Origin of the sequence: Buttiauxella agrestis (assembly GCF_900446255.1) — a bacterium.
Classification (GTDB): domain Bacteria; phylum Pseudomonadota; class Gammaproteobacteria; order Enterobacterales; family Enterobacteriaceae; genus Buttiauxella; species Buttiauxella agrestis.
The window spans coordinates 4,610,275-4,625,865 of record NZ_UIGI01000001.1; the positions used below are offsets into that span (position 1 = coordinate 4,610,275).

12 protein-coding genes and 1 pseudogene are annotated in these 15,591 nt (G+C 52.0%); 1 reads left to right on the forward strand and 12 read right to left on the reverse strand.

Annotated features, from left to right (window positions below; all coding sequences use genetic code 11):
• Positions 1–6: 6 nt before the first annotated feature.
• The 9 genes and pseudogenes from DY231_RS21805 to ssb1 form a co-directional block, all read right to left on the reverse strand.
• A complete protein-coding gene (locus DY231_RS21805) occupies positions 7–474 on the reverse strand; it encodes a tripartite tricarboxylate transporter TctB family protein (RefSeq protein WP_115631518.1) in 468 nt (155 codons plus the stop codon).
• Between the two features lie 58 nt (positions 475–532).
• Positions 533–1,504, reverse strand: a complete 972-nt coding sequence (locus DY231_RS21810) for a tripartite tricarboxylate transporter substrate binding protein (protein ID WP_115631519.1) — start codon at positions 1,502–1,504, stop codon at positions 533–535.
• Between the two features lie 16 nt (positions 1,505–1,520).
• Positions 1,521–2,570, reverse strand: a complete 1,050-nt coding sequence (locus tag DY231_RS21815) for a sialidase family protein (RefSeq protein WP_115631520.1) — start codon at positions 2,568–2,570, stop codon at positions 1,521–1,523.
• An 11-nt stretch (positions 2,571–2,581) separates the two neighbouring features.
• Positions 2,582–3,508 (reverse strand): dihydrodipicolinate synthase family protein, encoded by a 927-nt coding sequence (locus DY231_RS21820; RefSeq protein WP_115631521.1) that lies wholly within the window; start codon positions 3,506–3,508, stop codon positions 2,582–2,584.
• Positions 3,509–3,520: 12 nt separating this feature from the next.
• Positions 3,521–5,167 (reverse strand): signal transduction protein, encoded by a 1,647-nt coding sequence (locus DY231_RS21825; protein WP_115631522.1) that lies wholly within the window; start codon positions 5,165–5,167, stop codon positions 3,521–3,523.
• A 21-nt stretch (positions 5,168–5,188) separates the two neighbouring features.
• The gene (locus DY231_RS21830) at positions 5,189–6,784 is read right to left on the reverse strand and encodes an FGGY-family carbohydrate kinase (protein ID WP_115631523.1); all 1,596 of its coding nucleotides are present in this window, start codon (positions 6,782–6,784) and stop codon (positions 5,189–5,191) included.
• A 246-nt stretch (positions 6,785–7,030) separates the two neighbouring features.
• Positions 7,031–7,806 (reverse strand): annotated as a pseudogene (locus DY231_RS21835) (ABC transporter substrate-binding protein).
• 15 nt (positions 7,807–7,821) lie between these two features.
• Positions 7,822–9,000 carry a M20 aminoacylase family protein gene (locus DY231_RS21840; protein WP_115631524.1) on the reverse strand — a complete coding sequence of 393 codons (1,179 nt, stop codon included), beginning with the start codon at positions 8,998–9,000 and terminating at the stop codon, positions 7,822–7,824.
• Positions 9,001–9,202: 202 nt separating this feature from the next.
• Complete coding sequence (gene ssb1 / locus DY231_RS21845; protein ID WP_115631525.1) at positions 9,203–9,739, reverse strand: single-stranded DNA-binding protein SSB1; 537 nt, start codon at positions 9,737–9,739, stop codon at positions 9,203–9,205.
• Between the two features lie 227 nt (positions 9,740–9,966).
• Between ssb1 and uvrA the strand changes: the two genes are divergently transcribed.
• Positions 9,967–12,798 carry an excinuclease ABC subunit UvrA gene (uvrA, locus tag DY231_RS21850; RefSeq protein ID WP_115631526.1) on the forward strand — a complete coding sequence of 944 codons (2,832 nt, stop codon included), beginning with the start codon at positions 9,967–9,969 and terminating at the stop codon, positions 12,796–12,798.
• On the opposite strand, the gene DY231_RS21855 is transcribed toward uvrA, so the two are convergent.
• From DY231_RS21855 to tyrB, 3 genes are all read right to left on the reverse strand, one after another.
• Entirely contained in the window at positions 12,799–13,152 is a 354-nt protein-coding gene (locus DY231_RS21855) for an MmcQ/YjbR family DNA-binding protein (protein ID WP_115631527.1), read from the reverse strand.
• A gap of 355 nt (positions 13,153–13,507) precedes the next feature.
• Positions 13,508–14,221 (reverse strand): acid phosphatase AphA, encoded by a 714-nt coding sequence (gene aphA, locus DY231_RS21865; RefSeq protein WP_115631529.1) that lies wholly within the window; start codon positions 14,219–14,221, stop codon positions 13,508–13,510.
• Positions 14,222–14,391: 170 nt separating this feature from the next.
• Positions 14,392–15,585 (reverse strand): aromatic amino acid transaminase, encoded by a 1,194-nt coding sequence (gene tyrB, locus DY231_RS21870; protein ID WP_115631530.1) that lies wholly within the window; start codon positions 15,583–15,585, stop codon positions 14,392–14,394.
• Positions 15,586–15,591: the final 6 nt, after the last annotated feature.

The following is a 15,591-nucleotide window of genomic DNA, read 5'->3' on the forward strand; positions in this document are numbered from 1 at the left end:
AGCCTCTTAGAATGACTCGGAAAATATGGATTCCGGCAGCGGTGAATTAAAGACAACTTCAAATGAGACATATATACACAGCACAATCAGCGCGGTGGTAATGGCTAAAAATAGCGGACGCCGCTCACCCATTACCCACATAATTGCGGGGATCAAAATTACCGATGAAGCAATAAACCCGGCATAACAAAGGGCCACCGCGTATATCACCATCAGGACCGTGACACCGTAGGCTTTACGCACCGGATAAGAGCTAAGATCGGCTTTTTCGCCATCTGCAGTATCACGTTGCAAATAAATACTTATCCATTGGATAACACCTAAGCCAATAAATAACCAGGCCAGGGTATAGGGCCAGAAACGCTCACCTAATATGCCGTTTTCATCAAACATCGGCATATTGCGCGAGAGGAAGATAATCGCTATCCCCAATACCAGAGAGAACATCCCAACAAAAAAATTCTGCGTTCGCATTGTCGAATCTCCCTCCTGCCGGCATTCACCGACAGGAGATGGGTGATATTTTTATCGATTATTTCTTCGTGGTTTCGGCAATCAGTTTGCCGTACAACTCGTGGTCGTCTTTCATCATTTCATAGGCATCGTCACCGGTAATCACGACCGGCATAATGCCTTGTTTCTTCAGCGCTTCCTGGTATGCCGGGGTTTTCACCACTTCGGTAAACGTATCAACCAGTTGTTTCTTGATGTTGTCGTCCACTTTTGCGGTGGTCGCCAGAACCGCCCAGGCGCGCATTTTTACGTTTACATCCAGATTCAGCGCTTCTTTAAATGTCGGAACATCCGGGAATAACGGGAATCGTTTTTCATCCATCACACCGAGTACTTTTAAAATACCGGCATCGACCTGAGATTTAACTGAACCCGGAGTGGTTAACACCGCGTCTATGTGCTCGCCCACTAATGCGGCGATGGAAGGACCGGTGCCTTCGTTATAAGGAATACGGTTGAATTTCGTGCCAGTAATTTTCTCAATGTTGATGGTCGCGAGATCGTAAATGGCACCCATGCCGGAGTTACCCACTTTAATTTTCCCTGGGTTCGCTTTCGCGGCATCAATAAATTCTTGCAGCGTGTTGTACGGTGATTTGGCATTTACCACCACCGCAACCGGGTCAGCGATGGTAGTGACGATGGGAGTGAAATCTTTATACGTTACCGGTGATTTCCCCTGGTGCGGGAACATCGCCAGCTCAACGGTCGTCATCACCAGTTTGTAGCCGTCCGGACGCGCTTTTGCGACTTCCAGCAGGCCCGTAATTCCGTTGCCCGCAGGTTTATTAACCGGAACCATCATGGTGCCGGACGGCATTCTGTCACGCGCAAATTCAATGACGGTACGCGCGGAAGTATCCGTGCCGCCACCAGGGTTTTTAGGGATAACGACATCAATGTTCTTTTTCGGGTAGGTCAGGGTTTGTTCGGCATGAACGGCACCAAACGGTAGCAACATCAATAGGGCACATAACAGGTTCTTTTTCATAGGGTCTCCACTGTTTTTATTTGTTGTGTGTAATTGTCTGATAAACGATGTTTGTTCGGTTGAAAGTCCAGGTCAGATGTAAAACCTCCCCCTCGGCAATAATGGCTGGATAGGAAAACTCACCTTTGCTGTGTTCTAAAGCCCAGGGTTGCGACCACGTTGCGCCATTATCCTGCGATTCCAGTAAAGCAATCGGATAACGGCGACCCCAGTTTCCTTCGATGGGATTACATGCCAGAACCAGCGTTCCATCACTGAGTCTCACCACATCAATTCCACTGTTATTATTAGGAAGCGCTGTGGCATAGGCCGCGCACCAGCTACGACCATAATCAACAGAATCAGTACGATAGATCTTTCCACGCGTGCTGCGTAGCAACGCATGAATATTCCCCGGTTGGGATTCCCACAACGTGGGCTGAATCACACCATCCCAGGCAAACACTTGCTTTAAATTGCACTCCCACAGCGCATTATCTTTAAGCCCCTGCCAGGTGTTTTCGTCCGCGCCTTGCTCCGGTGCCTGGTGCTCAAAAGGAATATCGACTTTGTACCAGGACTGCCCGCAGTCCGCAGAAACATCGACAAACGCATCCCAGTGCTGGTCATTTTCCGTTGAACCTGGCGCTAACCACTCGCCGTTACTCATCACCAGAATTTTATTTTTCACCGGCCCGCGTGGCTGTGTATCGCCGCTTATCAGTGAGCGCGGTGCGCTCCAGCTCAGGCCACCATCGTGCGAAACCGCCACGCGCGTCGTCCAGGTGTGGACGTCCGGTCCGACTTTATAGAAAAGCCATACCGCGCCTTGCTGGTAGTGAAGCACCGGGTTCCAGTGCGCCACACCCGGCTCTGCCATGATGCGCTGTGCAGGCAACCATTCACTGTTTTCAGAGCGCGACAGCCAGATGGCGGTGTCGCCACTGCCTTCTTTTGTTCCGGCAAAAAAAGCCACCAGCACGGAATTATGCTCCGGCAATGCCACCAGCGTGGAGGCATGGCATTGGGCAAAATCCGTTTGCGTTTCGGACAGTAAAAACTGGCGGCTTTGCTGAGTGAACGGCATCGGTTATCTCCTTATATCGCCAGCGTTTTCTGAATATCGCGCCCCAACTGCACCATGCTGTCGATAGCCTGCGGGAAGAAGGTTTCACGATAGCCCTGGCTGCTGCGGACCCGGCAGGTGTGGGTTGAGAAATTACCAATTTGCTGCTGGAAAGATTTCGCGCAAACCGGGTAATCCAGGTTTTCTGCCAGGGCTGCCGTGGAAAGGTAATCTGCCAGTCGTTGAGCTTTTTCTGGCTGTGTCTGGAAGTTTTCGTACAACCAGACATACAGCTCAGGATGGAAGTTCGCCATCACGCCGCTGTAGGCCTGGCAACCTTCTTGCAGCGATGAAAGCAGCGTCTGACTATTCGCGTTTGCCAGATGCAGGCGGCTACCTTTGGTTAATGCCAGGCGGCGCTTGATCATCGGCAAGCTGCAACAAGTGTCTTTGATAAAGGTGTAGCGACCGCTTTGCGCACACCACGCCACGGTTTCTTCACTCAACAAACGCTTATAAGGGAACGGACATTCGTAAATACCGAGATCGACATGCTTTGGCACATCTAAGGTCAGGCGCTGTAGATTTTCCAGCGCTAGTGCGTCGCTTTCTCCGGCCAATGCCAGGCGGTTACTGATGAGAATCACCGCGTCCACGCCGGTATCCGACATCTTAATCAACTGCTCACGCTGGTGATTGAAGGCGTTGGCGGTATGGCCGGAAGCCACCACCGGCACGCGACCTTTCACGCACTTCACAACGAATTTCACCAGTTCGAGAGATTCTTCGTCGCTGAGAAAGAACATTTCACTCGACTGGCAATCGGCGAATAAGCCATGCACGCCAGCCGACAGATACCACTCGATCAAGCGTTCCAGCGATGTCCAGTCGATCTCTTTTTGTTCGGTAAATGGCGTTAACATCACCGGCCAGATACCACGGTATTTTTGCTCGTTCATCCACTCGTCCTCTTACAACAACCGAATTGCGTCACCGGCAACGTGAACCCGAATACCCTGGGTCAGCGACTGAGCAACGAAGGCCTGCAAAACCGTTTGCAGTTCATTTTCTGGAACATACGCCACCGTCAGGTGGTTACTTTGATGGCCTGCCATCAGGTCGTCGCGCCCGACACCATCCAACACGGCGTTAAGCAAAGGCCATTCGTAGCAGGTCGCACGGCGACGGCGTTCGAACTCGTCGGCCGGTAATTCCACCGCGTGCCCGGTGCCGATATGCATGATGACGTCAGTCCCTTCGTAGTGCGCACGCGCCCAGATAAAGCGCCCGGCTTTGCCCTGGCCGCTAATGGTGGAGCCACCATACGGGAAGTACATCGCTGGCTGGCGATAACCTGTCGCCCCGGCAATTCCCCCTTTCAGGTGTTCAAACGGTACGGCACCAGAAATTTCCAGATCCCAGTAAAATGTATCCTGATAAACGCTGCCCCAGCGGATGTCGTGCAGCGTAGTTTCGGCAGGTAAGGAGAAGGAGGTCAGCAAGCGCCACAGCATGGTTTGCGGGATGGCGGTGCCCATATCGACTTCATTGATACATGGGATCGGCTGGCCTTCGCAGATGATATTTCCCTGCTCGTCAGGGATAGGGAAACGCTCGGTTGAGCCAATCGCACCTTCGGCAAAATCAGAAGCCGCGCAGCTATCTTTCAGGCCTTGCTGGTATTGCACACCCACCGCAGAAAGACCAAAACGCTGCACAAATCGCGCCATCGCAATCATCATGGCGCACTGCTCTTTAACTTGTTCGCGGGTCAGTTCTTCGCGGCTGTTTTCACCAAACTGGAATTTCATGCCGCGTTCCTGATACCAGGCCAGGCACGTTTCACGCAGGTCGTCAGGCACTTTTGCCATTTCCACCAGCAGCGCCGACTGCGAAAGGGATTCGATTGGCATGCCGATATTCACCATCGCCTGCTGCGGGAATACGCCGTTAATCATCCCCATACAGAAGGTGTCGAACAGGCCGAGGATCTCTTTGTTTTTCAGGATAAATTCACCGGCGTTTCGCCCCATTGCCCCGGCTTGCGTCGCCATCACCGGGTGGGTAGGTGCTATCTCTTGCAAATAGCCGGTGGAGTGCTGCAAAGAACCATAGCGCAACCAGGTTTGCAGGCCATTGACGAACAGGTCGTCATCGAAATTTTCTGACCACAAACGCGAGTACGATTTCCCGAGGCTGGTCAGCGATCCCGCCAGGCAGAGCATGCCCACCAGACCCGGCCACGTGCCGTCAAAGTTTGCCAGCAGCAAAACCGGCCCTTTGTGATGAACCAACGAAGGTGCAACGTGATGAGAATATTGCCAGGCGGTCAGCAGCACTATCACCGGCGCGTTTTCGTCAATTTGAGCGAACAGCGAGCTACCCTGGCGCTGGCTGCTGATAAATCCGTGGCCACGCTCTTCATCTATCGGATGAGCGCGCTTCATGCTGTAACCCAGCGAACTCAGGGCATCGTGCAATTTCGCTTCGTATTTTTGTTGTACCGGCCAGCAGGCGAGGTTCGCTGATTCGCGTAAATCTGCATTAGTCACCATCAGGATTTCATTGTTACCCGCAGTGATTTTTTGCGACACAGAAGGCAGAGTTTGTGTAAGCACTTTCTTTTTCCTTTTATGTAATTAAGAGGCCACGAGGGTTTTCTGCATCACAGCCTGATAGCGCTGCTGGTCCTGGTACATTTGCAGGTAAACCTGATATTTCGCGTCGTGGAATGCACGGTGTGCAGCGTCGGGCTCAATGGTTTTATCGCGCCTGACCATGGCGCTAGCCGCCGTTGAAAAACTGCTGAATGCCTTGCAGGCAACAGCGCCATTGAGTGCCGCCCCAAGCGTAACGGCATCTTCTTCTTCAACCAGATGGATGGCGCGCCCGGTGACGTTGGCGTATTCGCGCAGCCAGAGCGGATTTTTACTCGCGCCGCCGCATAGCGTTATTGAGTCAATGCGCTGGCCGTTGTGTTCCATGGTGTCGATGATGTGGCGCGTGCCGTAAGCAATGGCCTGCAAGGTGGCGAGGTACAATCGCGCAAGCTGAGACGGGCCTTTTTCGAGCGTCAGCCCGGCGATCATGCCACGGGCGTTAGCGTCGGATCGTGGAGAGCGGTTGCCGTGGTGGTCCGCCAGAATATGGAGTTGGCTGGTAGGATATTTTTCTGCGGCTTCGAGTTGCGCGACCCACTGGTTAAGGATTTGGTAAACCCTACAGCCCAGCGCGTCGGCTTCATTTTTTAATGCAGGCCAGGCGTCGCTTTGCGTCAATGCCCAGTCCACCAGCGCCCCGGCAGCACTTTGCCCGCCTTCGTTGAGCCACCAGCCTGGGTACATCGCAGCGAAATAAGGTCCCCACACGCCAGGCACCGATTTCGCCTCTTTGCTGACAATCATGTGGCAATTAGAGGTGCCGCTGATAATCGCGAGATTAGCTTCAGGAGCCGCCGCCACTAATGCCAGGCCGCCCGCGTGGGCGTCAATCAAACCGCTGGCGACAACGACATCAGGCGTTAAGCCCAGTTGCGCGGCCACATCAGTGCGCAGAGTGCCTACGGGCTGCCCCACTTGAATAATGCTCGGTGGGATTTTATTCACCAAATCCGCTAATTCGACGGACTCAAGCAAACTCTGGCTAAAGCGTTCTTCATGCGCCAGATAGTTCCATTTGCAGGTCAGCGTACAAACGCCTGCCGCATCCACGCCCGTGGCACGCCATACCAGGTAATCGGCTAAGTCGAAGAACCGCCAGATGGCGGCATAACGCTCAGGAAAATGGTTTTTCAGCCAAAGAATTTTAGGCAATTCCATCTCAATGCTGACCTGTCCACCGACGTATTGCAGCGCGGAATCATTCGTGGCGTTGATACGTTGGGTTTCTTCGCCTGCACGGTGATCCATCCACATCACGATGTCGTGGTCAGCATCACCTTCCTCGCCTACCGCCACCGGCTGCCCGCGTTCACCCACTGCCACCAGTGAACATGTCGCGTCAAATCCAATCGAGACCACTTGCTGTGATTGCGCACCCGCAAGGCTTATCGCCTCGCGCACCGTGGTGCACACCTGCTGCCAGATATCACTGGAGGATTGTTCGACTCGGTTAGTCTGGTAGTGAAATTGCTGGATGGGACGAACAGAAAACGCCAGGCGGGTGCCTTCCATTGTGTAAATACCGGCTCTGACACTTGCGGAACCCACATCAACGCCAACAAATAATTTCGTCATTTTCGTGCTCTCATCGGCTACTGCGTCGAGAAAGCATATTGGTTAAGTGAATAGTTAAACACAACTGCTCACTGTTTAATTTGTGATCAGCCCGACAAGCTGGAAGGAGCTTCAAATGAAGATTAAAGGTTAAGATGTTGTTTTTGAATTGTTTAATGATGCGCGATTTTTAGACTATTTTTTGGAGCACAACGAAGCGACTGAAGAAAAGCACCAGGCCAGTTTGCACCTGGTGCTGTACTGAAATTACGTCCCGGAATAGATATCAAAACTGAAGTATTTATCCGCCAGTTTCTTGTAGGTTCCGTCCGCAATGATTTGGCTTATCGCGCCATTTAGCGCTTCGCGTAATTGCGCATCATCTTTACGCAAGCCAATCGCCGCACCTGCCCCAAATAATTCCGGGTCCTGTAATGCTTTGCCGACCATAGCAAAATCTTTGCCCTGCGGTTTGTTCAGGAAGCTATATTCCGCCATCACCCCGGAAAGGACTGCCGCGTCGATGCGTCCGGATTCTAAATCCTGTACCACTAATCAGCCCCCTGATAAGCCACCACGTTAACCCCGGCACTGCGCCAGTTTTTATTCGCGTAAGTTTCCTGGGCAGAGCCTTGCTCAACGCCGATGGTTTTACCTTTCAGCTGATCAATTTCCGGTTTGATGGGATTATTTTTATGTGCGACTAAAAAGACCGGACCGTTATATATTTTGTCGGTAAAGGCGATTTGTTCTTTGCGTTTTTCCGTCATGTACATGCCGGAAAGAATGGCATCAAATTTTCTGGCTTGCAGCGCGGGAATAATGGCATCAAAGTTATTTTCCACCCACACGCATTTAGCCTGTAGCTTCTCGCAAATAGCATTGCCTAAATCAATATCAAAGCCGACCACTTTCCCCGCGGCATCTTTTGACTCAAAGGGAGCAAATGTAGGATCCACTCCGAAGCGTATTTCTTTAATATTATTTGCGAATGTCGAGCTTGTCGCCAGCAGAGCAATTAATGGCAGAATGTATTTTTTCATATTAGCTCCAGGATATTAGCGACAGTAAGTTTGTACTAAGCGGGAAAAGAATGAGGCACCGGTGGAAATAATGTCATCATTAAAGTCATAACCTGGGTTATGCACCATGCAGCCGCCTTTCTCCCCTTTTTCGCCATTGCCTAATAAGAAATAGCTGCCCGGTCTTTCTTGCAGCATAAAGGCAAAATCCTCGCTGCCGGTGGAAGGAAGCACCGTATCGAGCACCGCATCTTTACCGAAAAACTCGACAGCCAGCTCACGGGCAAAGGCCGTTTGTTCATCATCGTTAATCAAGACGGGATAGGAGTCGTAAACTTCCACGTCGCAGCTGGCGCCAAAGCTTTTCGCCGTGAAGTCAGCTAATTCTTCAATTCTCTTAATCAGCAGGTCGCGAATTTCTGGTTTCATGGCGCGCACGGTTAATTCCATTACCGCGCTGTCGGGAATTACGTTGGAGGCAATGCCCGACTGGAAGGTTCCAACGGTAACAATGGCGGTTTCGCCAGGTGTGACATTGCGGGAAACAATGGTTTGCAATGCGGTGATTAGCGCCGCGCCCGTCACAATGGGGTCAACGGTACGTTGCGGATAAGCACCATGGCCGCCGTAGCCTTTGATGGTGATTTTTACGGTGTCTGCCGAGGCCATAAAGTTGCCTGAGTAGAAACCTAGTTTTCCGGTCGGCAAGCCTGGCATATTGTGCAGGGCAAAGACACGGTCGCATGGGAAACGCTCGAACAATCCCTCTTTAATCATTAAGTCCGCGCCGCCAATGGCTTCTTCGGCTGGCTGGAAAATGAGATGGACTGTGCCGTTAAATTCGCAGGATTCAGAGGCAATATATTTTGCCGCCGCCAATAAAATAGTGGTGTGCCCGTCGTGGCCGCAGGCGTGCATTTTCCCGGCCACGGTACTGGCCCAGGGTAAATTCGTTTCTTCAAAAATAGGGAGTGCGTCCATATCAGCCCGCAAGCCAATAGATTTATTCGAATCCCCTTTTTTCAAAGAACCCACAACCCCAGTGGTGCCAATTCCTCGCGTGACTTTATATCCCCAGGATTCAAGTTGCTTTGCTACTAAATCACTGGTTTTAAACTCCTCCAGACTTAATTCCGGGTTAGCGTGTAAGTAATGCCGTATAGCAATCATTTCATCTTCTGAGGCTTTTATTTCTGGAATTACGAAATCCGTCATGCTGCTCTCCGGTGGAGTTATAAGTGTTTGTGTTTGCATAAACAACTTAGCTGGATAACGTTTTAATGCAAGCAGGAATACTTATGACGCGGAGCAATACATTCAGATTGTTAATAGTTAATTTAATCTGACCGGATAAAAAAACCCGCGGATATTATCAATATCCGCGGGCCTTATAATGCACTCACTCTAACGAATGATCTTAGAATGGAATATCGTCATCGAAGTCCATTGGTGGCTCATTGTTAGATGGCGCTGGAGCACTCTGCTGCGGACGAGATTGCGCGCCGCCGCTGAACTGGTTGCCACCCTGCTGTGGTTGCTGAGGCTGACCCCAACCACCTTGCTGCTGGCCTGGAGCGCCACCACCGGCAGGAGCACCGCCCGCTGCACGGCCGCCCAACATTTGCATGGTGCCACCCACGTTAACCACGATTTCGGTAGTGTATTTTTCAACGCCAGCCTGGTCGGTCCATTTACGCGTCTGCAATGCGCCTTCGATATAAACCTGGGAGCCTTTACGCAGGTATTCGCCTGCAACTTCTGCCAGTTTCCCGAACAGCACAACACGGTGCCATTCAGTTTTTTCTTTAGTTTCGCCGGTTTGCTTATCGCGCCAGGACTCTGACGTGGCCAGAGTAATGTTGGCAACTGCGCCACCATTTGGCATGTAGCGCACTTCCGGGTCTTGACCCAGATTCCCGACGAGAATCACCTTGTTTACGCCTCTGCTGGCCATGATCGTGTCTCCTGAAACGTTTATTAATAGTGTAAACCCTCGATTCTACCACGCCACCCCTAATCTTTATAGCTGCGGGATGCATTCCAGAATGTCGGCAGGATATACATTATTGCATTAAAGCACTGGATATCCATTCAGGTTTTATTGTGTCATAATTAGCCGTTTGTGATCGTCGGCGGCCTCCTGTGCGGCCTGGCAAAAAGCGTTTAAACCGGGAAAGGTGAATGGATAAGATCGAAGTTCGGGGCGCCCGCACCCACAATCTCAAAAATATTAACCTCGTTATTCCGCGCGACAAGCTGATTGTCGTGACTGGGCTTTCGGGTTCTGGCAAATCCTCACTGGCTTTCGACACCTTATACGCCGAGGGGCAACGTCGTTACGTTGAGTCCCTCTCCGCCTATGCGCGTCAGTTCCTGTCGTTGATGGAAAAGCCAGATGTCGACCACATTGAAGGCTTGTCGCCTGCGATTTCTATCGAGCAGAAATCCACCTCGCACAACCCGCGTTCAACCGTCGGCACTATTACAGAAATTCATGATTACCTGCGCCTGCTGTATGCCCGCGTGGGTGAGCCGCGCTGCCCGGATCACAACGTGCCGCTAGCGGCGCAAACCGTCAGCCAGATGGTCGATAACGTTTTAGCGCAGCCGGAAGGCAAACGCCTGATGCTGCTTGCCCCCATCATTAAAGACAGGAAAGGCGAGCACACGAAAACGCTGGAAAACCTCGCAAGCCAGGGCTACATCCGCGCCAGGATCGACGGCGAAGTGTGCGATCTCTCGGATCCGCCAAAATTAGAATTACAGAAAAAACATACCATTGAAGTGGTCGTTGACCGTTTCAAAGTGCGCGAAGATATCGCGCAGCGTCTGGCGGAATCCTTTGAAACCGCGCTGGATTTATCCGGCGGTTCTGCGGTTGTCGCCGATATGGACGATGAAAAAGCGGAAGAGTTGCTGTTCTCGGCAAACTTCGCCTGCCCGATTTGCGGCTACAGCATGCGCGAGCTGGAACCACGTCTGTTCTCGTTCAACAACCCGGCCGGTGCCTGCCCAACCTGTGATGGGCTTGGCGTGCAGCAATATTTCGACCCGGAGCGTGTCGTACAAAACGGCGAGCTTTCCCTTGCGGGCGGCGCGATTCGTGGTTGGGATCGCCGTAATTTCTACTACTTCACCATGATGCGATCGCTTGCGGAGCATTATAAATTCGATGTCGAAACGCCGTGGAATGAGCTGAGCGCCAGCGTGAAAAACGTGGTGCTCAATGGTTCTGGCAAAGAGAGCATTGAATTTAAATATATTAACGACCGTGGCGATACGTCTGTACGCCGCCATCCGTTTGAAGGCGTTCTGCATAATATGGAACGTCGCTATAAAGAAACCGAGTCTTCCGCGGTGCGGGAAGAACTGGCGAAATTTATCAGCAACCGTTCATGCGCAAGCTGTGAAGGTACGCGTCTGCGCCGTGAAGCACGCCATGTGTTTGTTGAAAACACGCCGCTGCCAACGATCTCTGATATGAGCATCGGTCATGCGATGGAATTCTTCCACAACATGAAGCTCAGTGGGCAACGTGCGCAAATCGCTGAAAAAATCTTGAAAGAGATTGGCGATCGCCTGAAATTCCTGGTGAACGTCGGCCTGAATTATCTTTCCCTTTCTCGTTCCGCAGAGACACTTTCCGGCGGTGAAGCGCAGCGTATTCGTCTGGCCAGCCAGATTGGCGCAGGTCTTGTGGGCGTAATGTATGTGCTCGATGAGCCGTCAATTGGTCTGCATCAGCGCGATAACGAGCGCCTGCTGGAAACGCTGATTCACCTGCGTGACCTCGGGAATACCGTGATTGTGGTCGAGCACGACGAAGATGCGATCCGTGCCGCAGACCATATTATTGATATCGGCCCAGGTGCGGGTGTTCACGGCGGCCATGTCGTTGCTGAAGGCACGATGCAGGATATTATCGACGCACCGGAATCACTGACCGGGCAGTTCCTCAGCGGTAAGCGTGAAATTGCGCTGCCGAAAAACCGCGTTCCAGCAGATCCCGAGAAGGTGTTGAAGCTGGTTGGCGCGAAGGGCAACAACCTGAAAGATGTGACGTTGACGCTGCCCGTCGGCTTGTTTACCTGTGTGACCGGGGTTTCTGGTTCCGGTAAATCGACGCTGATTAACGATACGCTTTTCCCGATTGCTCAAACCCAATTGAACGGTGCAACGCTTGCAGAACCTGCGCCGTACCGCGAAGTTCATGGTCTGGAGCATTTCGACAAAGTTATTGATATCGACCAAAGCCCGATTGGGCGTACACCACGTTCAAACCCGGCGACTTATACCGGCGTGTTTACGCCAGTGCGCGAGCTGTTTGCGGGCGTGCCGGAGTCCCGTGCGCGGGGTTATACGCCAGGGCGTTTTAGCTTTAACGTGCGTGGTGGGCGTTGTGAAGCGTGCCAGGGCGATGGCGTTATCAAAGTTGAGATGCACTTCCTGCCGGATATTTACGTGCCGTGCGATCAGTGCCGTGGCAAGCGTTACAACCGCGAAACGCTGGAAATAAAGTACAAAGGCAAGAGCATCCACGAAGTGTTGGATATGACCATTGAAGACGCTCGTGAATTCTTTGATGCCGTACCTGCGCTGGCGCGTAAGCTGCAAACGTTAATCGACGTTGGCTTGTCTTACATTCGCCTGGGTCAGTCTGCGACCACGCTGTCGGGCGGTGAAGCACAACGTGTAAAACTGGCGCGTGAGCTTTCTAAACGCGGCACCGGGCAAACGCTGTATATCCTCGATGAGCCGACGACTGGCCTGCACTTTGCAGATATTCAGCAATTGCTGGAAGTTCTGCACCAGTTGCGCGACCAGGGCAACACCATTGTGGTTATCGAGCATAATCTGGATGTGATTAAAACCGCAGACTGGATTGTGGACCTTGGCCCAGAAGGCGGTAGCGGCGGCGGTGAAATCCTCGTTTCCGGTACGCCAGAAACTGTCGCAGAGTGCGAAGCGTCACATACCGCTCGTTTCCTCAAGCCATTGCTGAAATTGAAATAGTCAGTCAGAAAGCTGCTGCCTGGTTTGCTGAGGCAGCAGCGATAACGCCTGCTGATACGAAGCATCCACCAGGTAGTAAATCTGCGAGTCCGGAAGTGTGCCATCCAGGTAAAGCGTGCTCCAGTGCGCTTTATTCAAATGCGCGCTAGGATGCACATCACTATGTTGTTCACGTAATAAATCGGCAAGTGCCGGGCTTGCCTTTAACGACACTGCCGGGCGCGCTTCCACGTCATGCACCATCGCGTACATCACATCTGCCACTTTGATTTGTGTGGCTTTCCAGTCGCTATGAACCGCTTGTTCGGCTCCGGGCTTGTTCATGCAGTACTGCAATAACTCCGAATTGGTCATTTTAATTCCCCTAGAGAGACTCCCGTGAAAAGGATGTGCTAGCCAGTTTAAGAAACCAGCACCTCTAAGTGTGCGAGCAACTCGCCAAAAGGTAAAACTCAACGGGGAGATTTTGATGAAAAAAACGGCAGCGGGATGGGTATAGCGTCATTAAAACCGATTTTACCCTAAATAATTCGAGCTGAAGGACAAAAGGCTTTAGCCTTTTGAGCAGCGCTTGCGCTGACCTCGACAGAGGCGAGGCTTTGCCGAGTAACGCGGCAAGTGAACTCATCCCCAGGAGCTTACTAAAGTAAGTGACTGGGGTGAGTGAGTGTAGCCAACGCACCTGCGGCTTGAAGTATGACGGGTAAAATTAGTATTCGGAGTTAACGATAACCTCTTCGCCAAATGCCCCTGCTTTTGGCAATGGCTGATAGCTCGAGTTAGAAGCACGTAACAGACGAATACCGCGCGCGCCTACGTCCTGCGCGGCAGTAATATCACCGTCTGAATCGCCGTAGAACACTTTGATTTTCTTATCTTTCAGCCACTGCGTTTTGGTGTTTTGCCCTGGCTGGTCGCCCGCGAAAATAACCGGGTTCACGCTGGCCTGCGGGATCTTGAAATCATTTTGCAGCGTTTTAGTCACGGTTTCTGTTTTAGTCGGGCTGCGGCCGGTGACGAAGTAAATGCTGTCGCCGCGTTTCAGGTGCATGGCTATCAGGTTTTTCGCCACCTCTTTTGGCATGCTGAAATCATCCCAGCCGTTGTTCATTTTTTCCCAGAACGCAGGGTTTTTCAGGTAATCCGGTTTACCTGGTGAATACTCTTTTTGCCCGCGATAGAAGCCAGGGCTTGAGAAGAGAACCGTGTCGTCGATATCAAAACCTACCGCCATCGGCGCACGCCCTGACAGGCTATTTTCGATTTGTGCGACCGACACCCAGTGCACAGGTACTTGCTGCGCCAGTTGCGCAACAGTGACGCCAGGATTCAGTGGAGCGGGAGCTGATTCTTTTGCGAGAGCAGACTGATTCAATCCAAGTAACAAACACGCGGCACTCAGTGCCATCGTTAGCTTACGCATTATTTTCCCTCTTTCTCGTTAATTTTTATGATTATAAATCGGAACAAGTGGTCAAAAATCAGATCGACAATACCGAGGCCTAAGCGCCAGAGAAAGGTTTTTTTCAAGATTTGTCATAGAAAAAGGCGATGATCACACATCGCCTTTTGGGGAAAGAAGTAAGTGAGTACTTACATTACTGCGGCAAACGCCTGCGCTACGCGCTGCACGTTGTTGCTGTTCAACCCGGCAACACACATGCGTCCGCTGGCAATCAGATAGACACCAAACTCATCACGTAGACGGTCAACCTGTTCCGCGCTCAAACCGGTGTAGCTGAACATCCCGCGTTGTTGCAGCAGGTAGTCAAAGTTGCGGTCTGGCATTTCAGCTTTCAGAACAGACACCAGTGCCTGGCGCATATCGAGAATACGGCGACGCATGGTTTCGACTTCCGCCAGCCAGTTGGCTTTCAGTTGTTCGTCATTGAGCACCAAAGCCACAACCTGCGCGCCAAAGTTTGGCGGGCTGGAGTAGTTACGGCGCACGGTGGCTTTCAATTGGCCCAATACACGGCTCGCGGTTTCGGCGTTTTCACACACAACCGACAGTCCGCCGACACGCTCGCCATACAGCGAGAAAATCTTGGAGAATGAGTTGCTGACCAAAGCGGGAAGACCCGCGCTGGCAATAGCGCGAATGGCGTAAGCGTCTTGTTCCATACCCGCGCCAAAGCCCTGATAGGCGATGTCGAGGAAAGGAATCAGTTCGCGAGCTTTGAGGATTTCGACCACCACATCCCACTGCGCATCAGTCAGGTCAGAACCTGTCGGGTTATGGCAGCAAGGATGCAGCAGCACAATGCTTTGCGCAGGCAGAATGTTCAGTGTTTCCAGCAATGCCTCGAAGCGCACGCCATTGGTTTCAGAATCGAACCATGGGTAGGTGTTCACTGCAAAACCGGCACCGCCAAAGATGGCGACATGGTTTTCCCAGGTCGGATCACTGACCCAGACCTGGGAATTTGGGAAATAAGTTTTCAGGAAGTCCGCACCGACTTTTAACGCACCAGAGCCGCCAAGTGTTTGAATCGTCGCGATACGCCCTTCGAGCAAAGCCGGGTGATCTGCCCCAAACAGCAACGGAGCAATCGCGCTGCGGTAGGTATTCAGGCCTTCCATCGGCAGGTAAATCGACGCGCCATGTGGTTGAGAATTCAGACGTTCTTCTGCCTGAGCGACAGCCTGTAACTGCGGGATGACCCCATTTTCGTCGTAATAGAGGCCAATGCTGAGGTTTACCTTGTCGCTACGCGGATCAACTTTGAAACGTTCCATAAGGGAAAGGATTGGGTCGCCAGCATAGGCGTCAACTTTTTGAAACACGGTGAG

Coding starts and splice junctions, on each gene's coding strand:
- DY231_RS21805 (WP_115631518.1), bottom strand. CDS start 474: ATGCGAACGCAGAATTTTTTTGTTGGGATGTTCTCTCTGGTATTGGGG.
- DY231_RS21810 (WP_115631519.1), bottom strand. CDS start 1,504: ATGAAAAAGAACCTGTTATGTGCCCTATTGATGTTGCTACCGTTTGGT.
- DY231_RS21815 (WP_115631520.1), bottom strand. CDS start 2,570: ATGCCGTTCACTCAGCAAAGCCGCCAGTTTTTACTGTCCGAAACGCAA.
- DY231_RS21820 (WP_115631521.1), bottom strand. CDS start 3,508: ATGAACGAGCAAAAATACCGTGGTATCTGGCCGGTGATGTTAACGCCA.
- DY231_RS21830 (WP_115631523.1), bottom strand. CDS start 6,784: ATGACGAAATTATTTGTTGGCGTTGATGTGGGTTCCGCAAGTGTCAGA.
- DY231_RS21840 (WP_115631524.1), bottom strand. CDS start 9,000: ATGACGGATTTCGTAATTCCAGAAATAAAAGCCTCAGAAGATGAAATG.
- ssb1 (WP_115631525.1), bottom strand. CDS start 9,739: ATGGCCAGCAGAGGCGTAAACAAGGTGATTCTCGTCGGGAATCTGGGT.
- uvrA (WP_115631526.1), top strand. CDS start 9,967: ATGGATAAGATCGAAGTTCGGGGCGCCCGCACCCACAATCTCAAAAAT.
- DY231_RS21855 (WP_115631527.1), bottom strand. CDS start 13,152: ATGACCAATTCGGAGTTATTGCAGTACTGCATGAACAAGCCCGGAGCC.
- aphA (WP_115631529.1), bottom strand. CDS start 14,221: ATGCGTAAGCTAACGATGGCACTGAGTGCCGCGTGTTTGTTACTTGGA.